Raw genomic sequence first — 17,266 nt, 5'->3', positions numbered from 1 at the left:
GTTTAAAGCGGTTTGACCTCCTCATGGACGTAAATCTCCCGACGAGCTAGCTCGCGGAAAATTACCGCTGGGTCAAACGCCTCTTCCGGCGTGATGACGCCGGACTTCTTCACTGCTCCATTCGCGAGCTGCCAAGCGGCAATCGCCATGGGAATTCCGACGTTGCGCGTATAGGCACGTAGCTTTTCCCAGCCTGGCACAGAGCCATCGGAAGCCGGGTGCGTATGCGTCAACGTATGCATAAACGAACGGCCCTCTTTTTTGCCGGTCACCTCGACATGGAGAGAGTACCCGTATAATTCCGTTTCTTTTCCTTCTTTAGAATTATAAAGATATTGGGCGATACAATCAAGAATGCCAACCTCTGCGCCGTTTACCATGATCTTGTCGTTGCGCATGAATCCCCAGTCATACATCGCGCGGACGAGCTGCATGTTTTTAGTTGGCCATGTGCCGCGCACCTCAATCAGCTTCACATTTTTGTGGGCCAATGCCTGTGCGAGCGTTTTTGTCTCCGCATGCGGAATGATGTATTGCGTGGTCAGTCCGTATGGCGCAGGCAATTGGATTTCTCGAGGGCGGGCAAACGGAGCGACCTGGATGAATGCCCCGTTCTCATACACGACGCGGCCGGGCAAGTCGGGATCATATTCGTACGTCGTCGTTTCGGCGATCGACTTGGAAAATGCGATCGGGCGGAATGCGCCGTGGCTGACGCGAATCTCGTCAATTTCGTCGAGCTGGTTGGCCGCGTGCATCGCCATCATCTGCGTCACGCCAGGCGTCATCCCGAAGCCGGGGACGCACGTTTTGCCGTTTCGACGGAACACCTCGTCGGAAGCGTCCTCTTCGCCGAACCCGTTCAGGTTGATGCCATGGCAGCCTGCTTCTGCAATGCAGGCGGTCGACAAGCCGTTCAGTGTGATCGTGGTACCGTCCATCACGATATCGTAGCCTCTCATCTGTTCGACCGTTGCCGCATGGTCGCGCACGTTCACTTTGACGAAATCGACCCGCGGATCATTCAGGGCGGTGACCAGCTTCCGCCCCTCCTCCTCATTGAAATCGCCGATCGTGATGGTCGTGAAATCGGAATACTCTACTAGGTCAAGCACCGCTTCCCGACAAATGTTGCCCGCTCCGCCTAAGCAAAAGATTTTCATGTGCTATGCCTCCCGTCGTTCGTTAGGGCCAAAATTGGTGTTGTGTGATTGCTTCGACCAGACGTTCCATGTCAGCCGGCTCGACATCGCCGATATTGCCGATACGGAAGGTGTCAGCTGCGGTAATTTTGCCCGGATAGATCACGAATCCACTCTGCTTGAGGCGGTTGTAAAATTCCGCAAAAGTAAACGCGCTGGATTCAGGATATAAAAACGAAGTGATAATCGGCGACTGATGCTCTTCTTCGAGCAGCGGCTTGAAGCCAATGCGCTTCATCCCTTCCACGAGCGTGCGCTGATTGGTGGCATAGCGCTCGTGCCGTGCTGCGACGCCGCCCTCCGCTTCCAGCTCCAGTAATGCTTGGTAAAAGGCACGGACGACATGGGTTGGGGATGTGAAACGCCATTTACCGTTGTCTCGCTCCATCGTCTCCCATTGGTCATACAGATCGAGTGAGAGCGAGCGCGCCTGCCCTTTGCATGCCTGCAGCTCGTCGCGGCGAGCGATGATGAATCCGAAGCCGGGTACCCCTTGGATGCATTTGTTGGCGCTGCTGATCAAAAAGTCGATTTGCCAGTCAGCCATGTCGAATGGAATGCCGCCAAAGCTGCTCATCGCATCGACGATGAACACTTTACCGTGATCTTTCGCCACGCGTCCGATATCGGCAATCGGATTCAGCATCCCGGTCGTCGTCTCGCAATGGACCACCATCACGTGGGTAATCGCAGTATCCCGCGCAAGCAGATCATCGAGCTGCCGCGGATCTACGCTGCCGACCTCGCCGCAATCGATGACCGCGGTCGAAATGCCGTACACGCTTGCCATCTGGACGATCCGGTTGCCGTACGCACCGTTCGTGATTACTGCCAGCTTGCCTTCTTTCGGAATGACCGAGCCGATCACCGATTCGACGGAGAACGACCCGCTGCCTTGCATCAGCACAGCTGTATAGGTGTCGGTGTCTTGTGTCGCGAGCGCCACCAGTTTGTGACGGATCGCCTGAACCAAGCCGTTGTAGTCTTTGTCCCATGTGCACCAGTCTTTGAGCATCGCTTGCTTGACCGTGGGCGATGTGGTGAGCGGGCCTGGCGTGAGCAGCAGATACGGATTGCCTGCCGCCATCGTCGGCCGCTCCCCTTTGGCAAGACGCTGATTGATCAGCTGAATCGCTGCAGGTAGTTCGGTGATCGCATCGATCACCAGATGCGCCCCCGCATTCCGGAAACGGTCCCGCACTTCCACCATCTTTTCGCGTAGTGCCACCGGATGCAGCGCGGCTACCTCCGCTTCCGTCAGGCCCAGCTCGCTTCCGCCCTTGATGACACCGATGCTCCAGACGCCCGCGTTGACGCCTTCCGCAATGTCGCTTACGGTATCGCCCACCTTGATGATTTCATGCATCGTCGGCACGCCGAGCTTGATCGCATTTTGAAAAATCATGTACGGATGAGGTCTCCCCGCCGGCATTTCCGTCGGTGTCACGAGCAGATCCGGCTCATACCCGCGAGCCCTCGCCTCCTCGGTCACGATCGCCATCATCTCAGCCGTGTAGCCAGTGGTGGAGCCAATTTTCAGCCCGTCTTCGCGGAGCTGTACCACCATCTCCGGCACTCCTTTGATCGGCTCGGCGTAATTACGGAGAACCTGGAACAAAAGCGCTTCGAAATCTACGTACAGCTCATCGATGTCCGCTTCCGTCCATTCGCTGCCAAATTGCTGGCGCCACAGGTTGCCTACGCGCTCCATTTCAAGCAGAGCCTTGATATGATCGCGCTTCAACAGCCCCATCGGCTTGCGCGCTTCCTCTGCGGTCAGTTCAATCCCGCGCTTGCGGAATACTTCCAGAAAAACGGCAAGCGGCGCAAAGCACCCGTAGTCAACGGTCGTGCCTGCCCAGTCAAAAATCACTGCCTTAATCATGCTGCTTCTCACCTTTCGTCCTACATTGTCGTTGGTTTTTGCCATTGTTCCGTCCGTTTCCGCAAGAAGCGGGTGGAGAGCTCGAACAATCCACGGACGCCCAGGTTAATTGCCACGATTAAAACCGACATCGCGGCGGCTGGGGCTACATCCCCTGCATCATCCATGTTGACGATGGCGACCGAGGCCAATTTCAGATCTGGCGCATACAGGAAAACTACCGCCGAGATCGTGACCATCGCATTGATGAAGTAGTACACGGCAATTTCCAAAATCGCCGGAAGCGACATCGGCACCGTCACTTTGAAAAACGTTTTGTAAAGCGGAATGCCCATCGATTCCGACACCATCTCAAACTCCTTGTCCAGCTTCTTCAACGCGCTGGTGGCAGTGATGAATGTGACGGAAAAGAAGTGGACGATATTCGCCAAAACAAGAATCCAGATCGTTCCATACAAGAAGTGAAGCGGATTGTCTGGCTTGTTGAAAAAGAATACATACGCAAGACCGATGACTAACCCTGGCAGAGCCAGCGGCAAGATCGCCAGAAAGTAACCGATTTGGCGCAGCGCCCGCAGCTGTCGCGTTTTCTCGATCATGTAAGCCGTCACAAAGGTCGCGATCGTCCCGAACGCCGCCGTCAAGAGCGATACTTCCACGCTGTTCACAAGCGGCTCCATGCCCTCGCCCGCCACATTGCTGAAGTCGAAATGATCCCATGTCAGCGACAGGTCGTATGGCCAAACTTTCACTACTGCCGCAAACACGACGGTGCCGATCAGCACCAGGATCATCAGCGCGATCACCAGACAGTAAATGAAGTAAACGGCGTCTCTTCCTTTGCTGTCATTGATTCGGTACGGCTTTGATTTGGCCGTAATGGTTGCGCTTTGCTTCCTCGTGATAAAGCGGTCGACGGCAAAAGCGAGGATCGCCGGGATGGTCAAAATAAGGCCGACCACGGCTCCCATCGCCATGTTTTGCTGCCCGATCACCTGCTTGTAAATATCGGTGGCCAGCACGTTGAACTGCCCGCCTACCACCTTCGGAGCACCGAAATCGGTAAAGCTCATCGTAAAGCAGACAAATGCCGCACTGATCAGACCGTACTTGATATTGGCGATGGTGACCGTGAAAAACTTGCGCAGCTTGCCGGCCCCGAGCGTTTCCGCTGCTTCGTACAGATTGTAGTCCGCCATCGCGAGCGACACCGCCAAAATCAGATATGCTTGCGGAAACGTATAGATCACTTCAGCGATGATGATTCCGACCGGACCGTACAGCTCCAGCTTGAAACCTTCCGCGAGCCAGCCGAAAAAGCCGGTCGTGACGATGCCTTGATTGCCGAACAGGTACGTAAGCGCGATCCCGTGCAGCATCGTCGGCGCAAACAGCGGCAGAAGCGCGACGGAAGCGAAGAAGCCTTTGCCTTTGATGTTGGTCCGCTTCAAGGCGTACGCAAAGAAAAAGGCGAGCACGACCGAGATCACCGTCGAAGCGATGGAAATATACAGCGTGTTCGTGATCGAACCAAGTAAAGCAGGGGTGGAAAAGTAGCTGCTGAAATGAACCAGGCCGACATAGTGCCCGTCATTATCTTGAAATGCCTTTCCGAACAGCACGACCAGCGGGCACAGGACGCAAACCGCCAGTACAGCTACAATTCCCGTAAGCAATGTTCTCGTAAATGCCATCTGTTGTAGCTCCCTTTTAGTTTGCTGCTGCCGTTTGGTCAAACGAAACCAGCTTTTCCAGCGGCAGTTCGAAGGACAGCTTGCTTTGTTTTCTCAGGTTGAGTCGATGCGACTGATCAACGGGCAAATCGATCGTCATGAAGCCACCGGTCCATTCGCTCTGTTCGTTCATCACTTGCAGCATCACCCGATAAAAGGAACCGCGGAATTCCATATCTGCAACGACAGCCTGCAGACCGAACTCGCTTTCCTCATCCAGCACACGGACATGCTCCGGACGAATGCCGTAGAGCATCTGCTGATGCTTGGCAAAGCCTGCGAACTGCTCAGCGTCAAAAAAGTTGAATGCTCCGATGAAATCGGCGACAAACGGGCTGTTTGGCTTGGCGTAAACTTCTTGCGGCGCACCTACTTGCACGATCTCTCCATGGTTCATCACGACAATTTTGTCAGCCATCGTCAGTGCCTCGTCCTGGTCATGCGTCACCATAATCGTCGTCATGCCCAGTTCATCGTGGAGCCGGCGAATTTCCCGGCGAAGCTTGAGGCGCACCTTGGCGTCAAGTGCGGACAGCGGCTCATCCAGCAGCAAAAAGTCAGGCTCAAGGGCAATGGCGCGGGCCAATGCGATGCGCTGCTGCTGCCCTCCGGAGAGCTGCATGGGATATTTGTCTTTGGCATGAAGCAGGTCTACCATACCGAGCACATCCTGCACCTTTTGCTCGATCTGCTGTTTGCTCCATTTTTTCTGTTTGAGACCGTAAGCGATATTGCCAGCGGCGGTCATGTTGGGAAAAAGCGCATAGGACTGGAACATCATGCCGAAATTGCGCTTGGCAGGCGGCAGAGAGGTGATCTCCCTGCCGTTGCTGTACAGCTTGCCACGAGTCGGCTGCTCCAGCCCCGCCAAAATGCGCAGCAATGTGGTTTTGCCGCAGCCGCTAGGGCCGAGCAGACAAACGAACTCGTTTTTTTGGATGTCGATGGAAATCTCTTTCAAAGCGTGAAAAGTGCCGAACTGTTTGGCAACGCCTTGAATCGATAAATATGCTTGGTTGCTCATTCGTTCACGTCCTCTCTTGCGCCAAGCGGCGGCATCATGCAAAACGTGGTCAGTCAGAAATCTATTTCTTCGGTTCAGATTTGGAGCTGTATCGTTTTTGCCATTCTTGCAGCACTTGGTCGCGGTCTTTCGCTGCCTGGTTCAAGTCCAGCTTGATCAGCTGCTCCAGCGGATTTTTGGTATATCCTTCTGGAATTTGTGCGCCTTCTTGCTTCGCCCCGATGATCGCATAGTTTTTGTTGTACTCTTTCATCGCTTCATCTGTGATCGCCCAGTCGAGGAACAGCTTAGCTTCCGGCTTGATCGTCGGTTTTTTCATCAAGGCGTTCGCTTCTACATCCCAGCCGGAGCCTTCTTTCGGGAAGACTACCTCTACCGGAGCGCCTTTCTTTTTCTCGGTGATGCCACGATAGCCAAACGAGATGCCGATTGGGTATTCGCCAGCCGCCGCCATTTTCGCTGGCTTGGAGCCGGATTGGGTGTACATTGCAATGTTATCGTTCAATTTGTCGAGATAGTTCCAGGAGTCTTGCTCCCCTTTCAGGTGGCGCAGACCGTTGATCGTCAGGAATCCGGTTCCGGAAGCCGATGGATCCGGCATTACGACCATGCCTTTATACTCAGGCTTGATCAAATCATCGTACGATTGCGGAATCGGCAAATGCTTCTTCTCCAGCTCCTTGGTGTTGGCGATGATCGCAGTTTCCCACGCATCGATGCCGACCCAGTGCTCCGGCTGCTGCTTGTCTTTGAATTCAGGGGAGATGCGCTCCACGCCTTTTGGCGAATAGCCTTCCAGCATGTTGTTTTGGTCGAGCACCAGCAGGCTTGTCGCAGCTACGCCCCAGACGACGTCCGCTTGTGGATTTTCTTTTTCAGCGAGCAGCTTGGCCGTAATGATTCCGGTCGAATCACGGACGATGTTGAGCTTGATATTCGGATTGGCTTGTTTGAAAGATTCCAGATACTCTTTGATTTGGTCGTCTTCCAGTGCGGTATAAATCGTCAATTCAGAAGGAGTGCTTGCAGACGTGCCCGGCTGTGCTTGTGGCGCAGATCCTTCCGCAGATCCATCAGTTTTCGGTGCAGCCTGTTGCGCTTGCCCACACCCTGTCAAAACCGTAGCAAGCAAAGCAGTAGCGAGGAACGGACGAAACAGCTTGTTCATGAGTTCATTCTCCTTTATTGGGGGGTTCGTTCATGGTTTTATGATAGAATTGATTTGTTAAGGCAATATAAACCACATGTAAACGTTCTGTTTTTTCCTTCTTTTACTTGTAATTAGTTTGTTTTTTGCCAGCTAATGCAGGGCAGCACGCTTCTTGATATAATGAAAAGCAAATACGTGGGTAGAAGGTGACAACACTGCAGAAGTTAACAGATCTGGTTCAAAGCTATTTCGATCTCATCGTGCATCTGCCTCGTCTGGTCAACAACGAGGGAATCGCGAAGGGAGTTGGGATTACGGCTACGCAGGGATACGTCCTGCATTATTTGCATACACACGGCAGTCAGCGCGCGACCGACCTGGCCAAAGTAACCGGGCTTACCTCCAGCGCCATCACTCAGATCAGCGACGGCTTGGAGAAGCTCGGTACAATCGAGCGGCTGCGCCTCAAGGAAGACCGGCGCACCGTCATGATCTCCATTACAGAAGCGGGCGTCGAATTGGTAGAAAAGCTGTATCGGTGCCGTGTGCTGAAAATGGCGGAAGCGTTGGAAAACATGAGCCGCGAGGAAGTTTTGGAGCTTTTGCGCATCATGAAAGGAACGTCCGAGCTGCTGGAGCAGCGGTTGAAAGAGGAGCCGAACGATTGAGAAACGCACGGAAACACAACAAAGACCATCAGGTGAACTGATGGTCTTTGTTTTTGTTGTACGCTACGCCTCCATCGCCTTTGCCATAGCGGATAGCTTGTTGATCGTATTCCAGTTGCGCGTTGTCACTTGATCGCCGAGCTTTTGCATGCTTTTCGCCAGCTTGGAATCCAGGATTCGCTGCCGGAACAAAAAGTAAATCTCGGAGCCATGAATCTGATACTCGTCCTGCTCTCGCTCGCTGTTTGCCAGTATGTCCACCGCTTTTTGACTGGGTGGTCCCGTCAATGAAGTGACGTGGATGGTTTCTCCCTCGGCAAGCGGAACATCGGCATACGGGCAATCCGCGATGATCCGCTCCAGCTCCTCTGTCGTGCGCAACACGACGGTGATCGAAAACCCGAACGCTTCCTTGATGCTCCCCTCGATCTGCTCGCGCAAAAACTGTGGATTTTCCTGTGATCGGAACAGGACATTGCCGCTTTGGATGTATGTCTGCACCTGTAAAAGCCCCAGCCCTTCCATGGTGCGCTTCAGTTCAGCCATTTTGATTTTGTTGTGCCCGCTGACATTGATGCCGCGGAGTAGCGCAATATAAGTGGTCATTTTGATCCCTCATCCCTCTCTCATGCATACGTACTGATAGCATACCGGATTTCCTTGTGCCTTGTATCGTAAATTTGCGACATCGGCCCATTCTGTCATTCTTTCCGCTCCCTTGCTCCCTCACACGATCATTGCCAAATTAAAAAAGCCGACCTCCCGCGTGGCCTAATGCCAGCTAGAGGACGGCTTGTTACCGTTCACGTCTTACAGATCAAATTTGAAATCGTCATCAGTCAGCGTCTCGATGTTCAGGGTGCGGACATAGCCGTTCCCTTTCTTGGAGAAGAAGTCATGCTGCTTCGTCCGGGTGCTGATGCCGTTGAACACGATTGGATTGACGTCCTCTTCCGGGAAAATCGGGTCCAGCCCCAAATTCATCAGTGCTTTGTTCGCGTTGTAACGGACGAACGTCTTCACTTCATCAGCCAGCCCAAGCTCCGTGTAGAGCTCATCGGTGTAGGCGACTTCATTTTCGTGGAAGAAGCGCAGCATCTCGTGAAGCGTCTCATTGACTTCCTTCTGCTCTTCCGGCGTCAGCTCCTCGAAAACTTCCTGCGCAAGAATGCCCACGTAGACGCCGTGAATGCTCTCATCGCGCAAAATCAGGTCGATGATTTCGCCGCTACTGGTCATTTTGCCCTGGCCTGCGAGATAAAGCGGGTAGAAGAAGCCGCTGTAGAACAGGTAGCTTTCCAAAAAGACGGAGGCCGCCATCGCCAAGTACAAGTCTTTTGGCGTCTCGATGTTTTGGTAGTACTTTACGATGGTCTCCGCTTTCGTCTGCAGGTAACGGTTTTGCTCGACCCATTGGAAGATGGCGTCGATTTCCTCCGTCGTTGCCAGTGTCGTGAAGATGCTGCTGTACGATTTTGCATGGATTTGCTCCATCATCCCCATGAAGCCGAGGACCGCCTTGCGCTGCAAACCGTCGACATGCTCGAGAATCTTCGGCATGCCGACGCCGCCTTGTACGGTGTCGAGCAGCGTCAGGCCGCCCAGCACGCGCTTGTACAGCTTGCGTTCCGCATCCGACAGCTCCATCCAGGACATCTTGTCATCCGAGAGCGGAATTTCTTCATCCGTCCAAAACTGCATAAGGTTTTGGCTCCAAAACATATTTGTATAATCGTCATCCGGTCTGTTCCAGTTGACGGCTTTCATTGCGCACATGGATGGTTTGATCCCCTTTCGTCCCCGTTCCTTCAATTACACCGCGCAGCTGATGCAGTTCTCGACGGAAAGCATGTTTGTCCGCGTGTAATACAGCGATTTCAGTCCCTTTTTGGCTGCGTAAATGTAGTAGCGGGACAGATCGCGGGTCGACACGTCGCTGTTTACGTGCAGAACGGTCGAAATGCCTTGGTCGACATGCGCTTGAATTTCAGCGATCAGGTCGATTACCTTGAACTGGTCCATTTGATACGCGGACTTGTAGTAGAAGAAGTTCTCGCGATTCATGAACGGCATCGGATAGTATGTCGTCGAGTTCGCATAGGTGCGGGTCTCGATCGGCTCAACGATCGGCATTACGCTCGAAGTTGCGTTCTGTACATAGGAAATACTTTGCGTCGGTGCGATCGCGAGGCGGTAGGCATGGTACAGGCCGTGCTTTTGCACAGCTTCGCCTAGCTCAGCCCAGTCTTTCGGCGACGGGACCGCGATTCCTTCGAACAGCGCCTTAACCTTTTCAGTGACTGGACGGTAGTCAGTGGTACGGTACCGATCGAAATACGTGCCTTTGCCATATTCGGAGCGATCGAAGCCTTCGAATGATTTGCCTTTTTCACGGGCGATCTCCATGCTGCGCTCCAGAGAGTAGAAGTTCATCATCATGAAGAACGTACGCGCGAAATCGCGAGCTTCTGCGCTCTCATACGAGATGCGGTTTTTCGCCAAGAAGCCGTGGAGGTTCATCGCACCCAAGCCGACGGAATGAAGCTCGGCGTTCGCCTTCGCCACGCCTGGCGCATTCGCAATCGTCGTCATATCACTGACGGCTGTGAGGCCAGTGATGCCATCGTGAACCGATTCGCGGATTTTCTTATGCTCCATGACGTTCGCGATGTTCAGCGATGCCAGGTTGCAGCTGATGTCGCGACGGATGATATCCGCTTGGCCATAGTCGCCCATTTCGGACGTCTCCTGCAGCTGGAAAATCTCCGTGCACAGGTTGGACATCTTAATCGTTCCCAGCTCTTTAAGCGCATGCGCGCGGTTTGCATTGGAACGGTTCATGATGTACGGGTAGCCTGATTCCAGCTGGGTCGTCGCGATTTTCGTGAGCATGTCGCGCGCGCTCATCACAGCCTTCTTCTTGATGCGGCTGTCTGCCAGAAGCGTGTCGTACATCTCATCCATATCCATGTCATCTAAGTGCATGCCATACGCTTTGTGGACGGAATGCGGACCGAACACGTACAGCTGCTGGTTTTGTTCAGCCAGCTGATAAAACTTGTCCGGAACGATCAATCCGATCGACAGCGTCTTCAAGCGAATTTTCTCGTCCGCATTGATTTTTTTGCTGTCCAAAAACTCCATGACATCCCAGCCGAAAATGTTGTAGTAGCCGGCACCGGATCCTTTGCGCTGCCCCATCTGGTCGGCATAGGAGAACGCGTCCTCCATCAGCTTCAAAACCGGCATGATCCCTTTCGCCGCGCCTTCAACGCCCTTGATCGGCTCGCCGCGACCGCGGAGCTTGGAGAGGTTAACGGCAACGCCGCCACCGATTTTGGACAGCTGCATGCAAGTGCCGAGCACGAAATTGATCGAGTTCATCGCATCGTCCATTTCCAAGAGGAAGCACGACACCATTTCACCGCGGCGGCTCTTCCCAGCGTTCAGGAACGTTGGCGTTGCAGGCTGCACGCGCTGCTCCATCATTGCAGATGCCAGTCTGAGCGCCGTATCCACATTGCCGCGTCCCAGATTTAGCGCCACAATCGACACGCGGTCTGCATAATGCTCGAGGTAGAGCGTTTTGTCGTCGCTCTTCACTGCATAATCTGTATAAAATTTAGACGCCGCCATATACGATTGGAAGCGGAAATCATAAGAATGAGCCAAGTCATATACCTTCTCGACTTCGCTCTCGGCATAGTGCTCAAATACGTTTTCATAAAAATCGTGCTCGATCATGTAGCGGACTTTCTCCATATGGCCTGAGAAGGTCAAGCTCTTGGTCCGGACTTCCGCCATGAACGCGTCGACCGCCTCCAGATCCTTGTCCAATTGAAAAAAGCCTTCCGCATCCCGCTGCATGAGCAGGTTGTTGAGTTCAATATGAAGCAACTTCGCTCACCTCTCTCTTAAATCGTTCCACATCCGAAAGCGTTCCCGCCAATTCGAATTTGGTCAAAACCGGTACTCCGTACTTCTCGGAGATGTAATCCGCACTCTTCGCGAAGCAGTCACCCCAATTGCGGTTGCCACTCGCGGACACGCCGACCATATTGCTATGGTTGTGTTCGAGGAACGACATCACTTTTTCTGGGGGCTGGCCAAAGCCAGTCGTGTATGTAACGAGAACGAACGGCTCCTCAAGCTTTAGCTCCTCGTCGATTTGGACGGCTGGAAGCCCTAGCTTGCGGATGAACCGCTTTACATTCCCGGTCTTGGAATCGTACGCAACCAGCATGAATACCGGTCTCCTTTCTCTACTACCAGTGGACATCGAAAGCGAGCAAAAAAATAAACGCCTCCCCTACTTTCGATCGGAAAAGATCGAGATCTGGGAGTGACTCGCTCTCACATTATGTATGTATTACTACCACTCTAAAAGCCGCAAACCCAGCAGTAGCAAGGGGTAGAAAACGCCCCCGAACGCTAGATTCTTGTCAAGTGGAAATTCGAACAAATCTAACTATATGTAGTTGACTCAACTAAATCTATATCAATATATTGTGAATGTCAACTGTTTCTCTCGAAGCAAAAAGTAGCAAAAAGGTCAATATGTAAGACGCCCTATTTCATAGATTTTTACAAGAATGATAGAGTTGCACGAAACAAAAAGACGCCAAGCCCGGCGAGCTAACACCGAGCTTGGCGTCCATCGTTTTTGCTTTATTTTTTCTGAATATGCTTCGCTACGAACGCGGTCGTGGTGTCTGCGGCTAAATAGGCCGGGTGCGCCGCGATCTCGCGCAAGAGCGGGATATTCGTCTTGATCCCTTCTACTACGTAGTCGTCCAGCGCTTTTTGCAATCGGACGATCGCCTCTTCCCGGTTCGCCCCCGTCACCACAAGCTTCGCGATCATCGGATCGTAAAACGGCGTCACAACTGAGCGTTCGCTCACCGCCAGCTCATGGCGAATTCCTTCCCCTTGGGGTGTGTGAAATGTGGTGATCGTTCCCGGCGAAGGGAAAAAGGTTTTCGGGTCTTCCGCGTAAATGCGCACTTCGATCGCATGGCCCTGGCGCTTCACATCGGCCTGCGTGAACTGCAGCGTCTCGCCTGCCGCGATCAGCAGCTGCTGCTCGACAAGATCCAGTCCGGTAATCTCTTCTGTCACCGGATGCTCCACCTGCAGCCGCGTGTTCATTTCCAAAAAGTAAAAGTTTTTCTCCTCATCCACCAAAAACTCGATCGTCCCGGCATTGCTGTAACCGATCGAAGTGGCAGCCAACACCGCTGACGCACCCATTTTTGCCCGTGTCGCTTCATCTAAAAAGACAGACGGCGCTTCTTCCACCACTTTTTGATGGCGCCGCTGAATCGAGCATTCGCGCTCCCACAAATAGACGGTGTTGCCTTCTTTGTCAGCCAGCAGCTGGATTTCGATGTGTCGCGGATTGGCGATGTATTTTTCCACATACATGGCGCCGTCGCCAAAAAAGTCAGTGGCACGCTTCTGGTTGCCCTCGTACGCCTTGCGCAGCTCCGCTTCATTAGAAACGACCTGCATCCCGATACCGCCGCCACCCGCGGATGCTTTCAGCATGACCGGATAGTCCATCCCTGCAGCCACCTGCACCGCTTCTTCGACGTCGGCAAGCGGATACGAAATGCCCGGCACGACCGGAACACCCGCTTCCTCCATCGCTTTGCGCGACTCGATTTTGCTTCCCATACGTGCGATGACTTCGGGGGATGGCCCGATAAAGATGATGCCTGCCTCTTCACACTTGCGGGCAAAGCCGGCGTTTTCGGACAATAGCCCATAGCCCGGATGGACCGCTTGCGCCCCCGACTCCCGTGCGATCTCTAAAATCTTGTCACTGTTCAGATAGCTTTCGTTCACGCGCGGGCCGCCGACGAGATAGGACTCATCTGCCAGCTTTACGTGCGGTGCCTCCGCATCTGCTTCGGAATAAATCGCCACCGTCGTGATTCCAAGCTTCTTGCATGTACGGATGATGCGAACGGCAATTTCGCCGCGATTGGCGATCAGAATTTTGGAAAACATCGGTCATCTCTCCTCATCTCTTCACGAAATCGTTCTGATGATTGTATGCTCTCGACTGCTTTCTACTATTGTAAGGGGAAACAGTTACAAAGTGTTAAAAAAGACGCGCCCACGGCCGTCCCGTGTCTGCACGTCCTTTCCTGATCGTTCTATCCTTGTTTTCGTTTCGCTACGCCCGATGCCACATGCAAGAAAAGATGAAGTGCTGCGCGTGAGGTGATGTCGCGCACATCGCGGGTCGGATCGACGCAAACCATGTCCATGCCGATTAGCTTTGGCGATTGACCGATGGCAAACGCCGCGGTGAACAGCTCGGTGGAAGAAAGCCCTGCCGGCCCGATTGCAGGCACGCCCGGCACAATGGATTGATCCATGACATCGACATCGAATGTGACATAGATGGCATCGCATTTCTCTTCGAGCGTTCGGATCGCCTGCTCGACCACCGCCTCGATTCCGCGCTTACGCACCTGATTTGCGGTAATTAGCGTCATGCCCCGCTCTTCGGCGTACAGACGATATTCGCGCGAGTTGGCGAAGCTGCGCAGCCCGATGGTAATAATGTCACTGCCGCGCACCGTCTCCGACTCGATCAAATTCCGCATCGGAGTCCCGTTGGACGGACCGCCGTACGCTGTATCACGTACGTCCAGATGGGCGTCAAACTGAATCAGACCGATGCGCTTGCCACTTATTCGCCGGATTCCTTTGATCGCTGGAAACGTAATGGAGTGGTCGCCGCCGATGATGACCGGCATGCCGGTAACCCCTGCCGTAACTGCACGAAGCGCACCTTCGATGTTGTCATGGCAACGTAAAATATCGGTCACATGCATCGCCACATCGCCCAGATCGACAGCGCGAAGCGTGGAAAGCTCAATGTCCTCATCCATATTGTAGGTCGTAAACGAGCTTAACAGCTGGCGGAATTGCTGCGGATGCGCGTGCGCCCCGGAAAAGCTGATCGAGCTTTTGGACAGCGGCACGCCGAGAATGGCAAAATCATAGTGTTTGGTAGGATCAACCGTTTGCTCGATCCACTCGGACAAGCGGGTGACATACGGGTCTGATTTTCCTGTTGATAAGCGGAATGGCGGTTGGGTAATATGCTGGAACATGGGTCAGACTCCTTCCTAATCAATCGTGAGATAATACTTTACTTAAAAACGCCTGTGTACGCTGCTGCTCCGGCGCGGTAAAAATTTTGGCCGGCGCTCCTTCCTCGATAAGCGAGCCTGCATCCATCACCACGACGCGATCGGCTACCTCTTTGGCAAAGCCCATCTCGTGCGTCACGACCACCATCGTCATGCCTTCTGCAGCCAGCTGCTTCATGACCGCTAGCACCTCGCCCACCAGCTCTGGATCAAGTGCGGAGGTCGGCTCGTCAAACAGCATGACCTTCGGCTGCATCGCCAATGCCCGTGCAATCGCCACGCGCTGCTTTTGACCGCCTGACAAATGATCCGGGTACATATGCGCCTTTTCAGCAAGACCGACTTTGACAAGCAACTCCTTTGCCAGCGGTTCCACGTCCGAGCGCTTCGTCCGTTTGACCGTCATCGGTGCCATCAAGATGTTATCGAGTACGGAAAGATGCGGGAACAGATTGAAGTTTTGGAAAACCATGCCCACCTCGGAGCGAATCTGGTCCAGCTGCTTCTGCGGCATTTCCACTTTCTCGCCGTTGCGTTCGATCAGCCCAATCGGCTTGCCCTCGATTTCAATTGCGCCATCTTGAATTTGTTCGAGATAGTTCATGCATCGCAGCAAGGTGCTTTTTCCCGATCCGCTGGGGCCAATGATGACGACCACTTCCCCTTTGCTCACCTGGAGGCTGACATCCTTGAGCACGTGATGCTTGCCATAAAACTTGTGGATGTGTTTTACCTGGATCATGCGCGCGCCCCCTCCACGTTCAATTTCTTTTCAAGACGTCCGATGCCGACCGAAATGGAGTAGTTGACTACAAAGTAGAGAATTGCGATCGCGATATAGATTTCAAAGTAACGGAAGTTGTTGGAGACGATCAGGTTGCCCGCGCGCATCACCTCGGACACGGTGATGACCGAGAGCAACGACGAGTTTTTCGTCAGTGCGATAAACTCGTTGCACAGCGGCGGCAGCATGCGGCGCACCGCTTGAGGCAAAATGACTTTTTGCATCGTCTGCCAGTGACTCATGCCAAGCGAACGGCCTGCTTCCATCTGGCCTCTGTCAATTGATTGGATCGCACCCCGTACGATTTCCGAGACATAGGCCGCGCTGTACATACCAAGCCCGAGCACCCCGGCTGTCGCCGCGCTCAGATCGATCTGCATACCAATCGCCAGCCCGTAATATAGAATCATCAGTTGAACCAACAGTGGCGTGCCTCGGAACCAAGCCAAATACCAGGAGCACAGCATCGACAGCCACTTTTTATTCGACATACGGCCAAGTCCGATCAGCAGACCCAAACCAGCGCTGAGCACGAGTGCCATAAACGTCATGGAGACTGTCACCCAGAGACCTTGCAGCAGGGCGATCAGGTTGTTGTCTTCAAAAATGACGGAAAAATCCAGCCCCATCTCTCATTACCTCCTTCTCTTACATCCAAACGATTGCCGTCGGGGCCCGCAAAGACCCATGTGCAAGCCCCGATCTGAACAATCCATTTACCTGTCTATTTCATCGATGATACGCTTAGTCGTTGCCAAACCATTTCAGCACGGTATCTTTGTACTGACCGTTTGCGTTCACTTTTTTCAGCGCTTCGTTGACTGCTTCAATCAGACCAGCATTCTCCTTGCGAATCCCGTAGCCGTACTCTTCTTGCGTCAACGTTTTGTCCAATATCTTCACCTTGTCATTTTGCTTCGCGTACACTTTGGCTGCCGGCAGTCCAGTCACAACAGCATCGACGCGGCCGCTATCCAGCTCGAGGAACATCTCTACGTTTTTCTCCACTTCCACCAGCTGTACGTCCGGGTATTTTTCCTTCAAGAACTTTGCGGACTTGGTGCCGATCTGAACCGCTACCTTTTTGCCCTTCAAATCGTCAACACCGGCAATCGCGTTGTTATCTTTCTTCACCATAATCGACAGTCCGCCTGGGAAATACGGATCGGAGAAATCGATCGTCTTTTTGCGCTCGTCGGTGATATACATCGCCGAGGCGATCATGTCGAACTTTTTGCCTTGCAGGCCGGGAATCAACCCTTTGAATTCAGTGTCAACAAATTCCACCTTGTCAGCACCAAGCTCTTTGGCCACAGCGTGAATCAGGTCGATATCGAAGCCATCGAATTCATTGTTTGAATTTTTGAATTCAAAGGGCTGGAATGTTGCGTCCGTCCCCACGACCAATGTCTTTGTATCTTTGATTTTTTTCAATACTTCATCGGTAGGTGCAGCTGTCGCCGGCGCTTCCTGCTTGGCTGTTGCGCTTGCCTCGGGCTGTGGCTGTGCCGCCGGTTGGGAACCGCAGCCTGCGACGAGAATACCTGTCATCAACAAGCTACATACACTGAGCAATCCTTTTTGGAATATTTTCATTAACACTGCCCCCTATTTTGAATTTATTTTTGTTTTCGAAAATTACATACTTTCA

The 17,266-nt window shown here is 53.2% G+C and carries 15 protein-coding genes and 1 pseudogene; 1 reads left to right on the top strand and 15 read right to left on the bottom strand.

What is annotated here, in order from left to right; genetic code table 11:
- Positions 1 to 2: 2 nt before the first annotated feature.
- The 6 genes and pseudogenes from EDM56_RS16075 to EDM56_RS16055 all read right to left on the bottom strand — a co-directional run bounded on the left by EDM56_RS16075 (position 3) and on the right by EDM56_RS16055 (position 7,012).
- Complete coding sequence (locus EDM56_RS16075; protein WP_122918894.1) at positions 3 to 1,163, bottom strand: saccharopine dehydrogenase family protein; 1,161 nt, start codon at positions 1,161 to 1,163, stop codon at positions 3 to 5.
- A gap of 22 nt (positions 1,164 to 1,185) precedes the next feature.
- Positions 1,186 to 2,289: a 2-aminoethylphosphonate--pyruvate transaminase gene (gene phnW / locus EDM56_RS31695; protein ID WP_221175989.1), complete on the bottom strand. Its 1,104-nt coding sequence runs from the start codon at positions 2,287 to 2,289 to the stop codon at positions 1,186 to 1,188.
- A gap of 24 nt (positions 2,290 to 2,313) precedes the next feature.
- Positions 2,314 to 3,087: pseudogene (phnX, locus tag EDM56_RS31690) on the bottom strand (phosphonoacetaldehyde hydrolase); the annotation flags it as partial.
- Between the two features lie 20 nt (positions 3,088 to 3,107).
- On the bottom strand, positions 3,108 to 4,781 hold the full coding sequence (locus tag EDM56_RS16065; protein ID WP_122918892.1) for a putative 2-aminoethylphosphonate ABC transporter permease subunit: 1,674 nt from the start codon (positions 4,779 to 4,781) through the stop codon (positions 3,108 to 3,110).
- Between the two features lie 16 nt (positions 4,782 to 4,797).
- Positions 4,798 to 5,844 (bottom strand): putative 2-aminoethylphosphonate ABC transporter ATP-binding protein, encoded by a 1,047-nt coding sequence (locus tag EDM56_RS16060; protein WP_122918891.1) that lies wholly within the window; start codon positions 5,842 to 5,844, stop codon positions 4,798 to 4,800.
- Positions 5,845 to 5,905: 61 nt separating this feature from the next.
- On the bottom strand, positions 5,906 to 7,012 hold the full coding sequence (locus EDM56_RS16055; protein ID WP_122918890.1) for a putative 2-aminoethylphosphonate ABC transporter substrate-binding protein: 1,107 nt from the start codon (positions 7,010 to 7,012) through the stop codon (positions 5,906 to 5,908).
- Between the two features lie 188 nt (positions 7,013 to 7,200).
- Here EDM56_RS16055 and EDM56_RS16050 point away from each other — a divergent pair, with 188 nt between their 5' ends.
- Positions 7,201 to 7,662 carry a MarR family transcriptional regulator gene (locus EDM56_RS16050; RefSeq protein WP_122918889.1) on the top strand — a complete coding sequence of 154 codons (462 nt, stop codon included), beginning with the start codon at positions 7,201 to 7,203 and terminating at the stop codon, positions 7,660 to 7,662.
- Between the two features lie 63 nt (positions 7,663 to 7,725).
- Here the strand turns inward: EDM56_RS16050 and EDM56_RS16045 are convergent, their stop codons facing one another.
- The 9 genes from EDM56_RS16045 to EDM56_RS16005 all read right to left on the bottom strand — a co-directional run bounded on the left by EDM56_RS16045 (position 7,726) and on the right by EDM56_RS16005 (position 17,211).
- A complete protein-coding gene (locus tag EDM56_RS16045) occupies positions 7,726 to 8,268 on the bottom strand; it encodes a DUF1697 domain-containing protein (protein WP_122918888.1) in 543 nt (180 codons plus the stop codon).
- Positions 8,269 to 8,472: 204 nt separating this feature from the next.
- Complete coding sequence (nrdF, locus tag EDM56_RS16040; RefSeq protein ID WP_122919205.1) at positions 8,473 to 9,429, bottom strand: class 1b ribonucleoside-diphosphate reductase subunit beta; 957 nt, start codon at positions 9,427 to 9,429, stop codon at positions 8,473 to 8,475.
- A 45-nt stretch (positions 9,430 to 9,474) separates the two neighbouring features.
- Complete coding sequence (nrdE, locus tag EDM56_RS16035; protein WP_122918887.1) at positions 9,475 to 11,559, bottom strand: class 1b ribonucleoside-diphosphate reductase subunit alpha; 2,085 nt, start codon at positions 11,557 to 11,559, stop codon at positions 9,475 to 9,477.
- Complete coding sequence (gene nrdI, locus EDM56_RS16030; protein ID WP_122918886.1) at positions 11,546 to 11,905, bottom strand: class Ib ribonucleoside-diphosphate reductase assembly flavoprotein NrdI; 360 nt, start codon at positions 11,903 to 11,905, stop codon at positions 11,546 to 11,548. The genes nrdE and nrdI overlap by 14 nt, the downstream gene beginning before the upstream one ends.
- A 425-nt stretch (positions 11,906 to 12,330) precedes the next feature.
- Complete coding sequence (locus tag EDM56_RS16025) at positions 12,331 to 13,674, bottom strand: acetyl-CoA carboxylase biotin carboxylase subunit (RefSeq protein WP_122918885.1); 1,344 nt, start codon at positions 13,672 to 13,674, stop codon at positions 12,331 to 12,333.
- A gap of 149 nt (positions 13,675 to 13,823) precedes the next feature.
- Positions 13,824 to 14,792 carry an agmatinase family protein gene (locus EDM56_RS16020; RefSeq protein ID WP_122918884.1) on the bottom strand — a complete coding sequence of 323 codons (969 nt, stop codon included), beginning with the start codon at positions 14,790 to 14,792 and terminating at the stop codon, positions 13,824 to 13,826.
- 19 nt (positions 14,793 to 14,811) lie between these two features.
- Positions 14,812 to 15,573 (bottom strand): amino acid ABC transporter ATP-binding protein, encoded by a 762-nt coding sequence (locus EDM56_RS16015; RefSeq protein ID WP_122918883.1) that lies wholly within the window; start codon positions 15,571 to 15,573, stop codon positions 14,812 to 14,814.
- Positions 15,570 to 16,244, bottom strand: coding sequence for an amino acid ABC transporter permease (locus EDM56_RS16010; protein ID WP_122918882.1), 675 nt, complete (start codon positions 16,242 to 16,244; stop codon positions 15,570 to 15,572). The genes EDM56_RS16015 and EDM56_RS16010 overlap by 4 nt, the downstream gene beginning before the upstream one ends.
- 115 nt (positions 16,245 to 16,359) lie before the next feature.
- The gene (locus EDM56_RS16005) at positions 16,360 to 17,211 is read right to left on the bottom strand and encodes a transporter substrate-binding domain-containing protein (protein WP_122918881.1); all 852 of its coding nucleotides are present in this window, start codon (positions 17,209 to 17,211) and stop codon (positions 16,360 to 16,362) included.
- Between the last annotated feature and the right edge of the window lie 55 nt (positions 17,212 to 17,266).

It is taken from the genome of Brevibacillus fluminis (assembly GCF_003710825.1).
In the GTDB taxonomy this organism is placed as follows: domain Bacteria; phylum Bacillota; class Bacilli; order Brevibacillales; family Brevibacillaceae; genus Brevibacillus_D; species Brevibacillus_D fluminis.
This window is presented reverse-complemented; position numbering and strand designations above follow the sequence as displayed.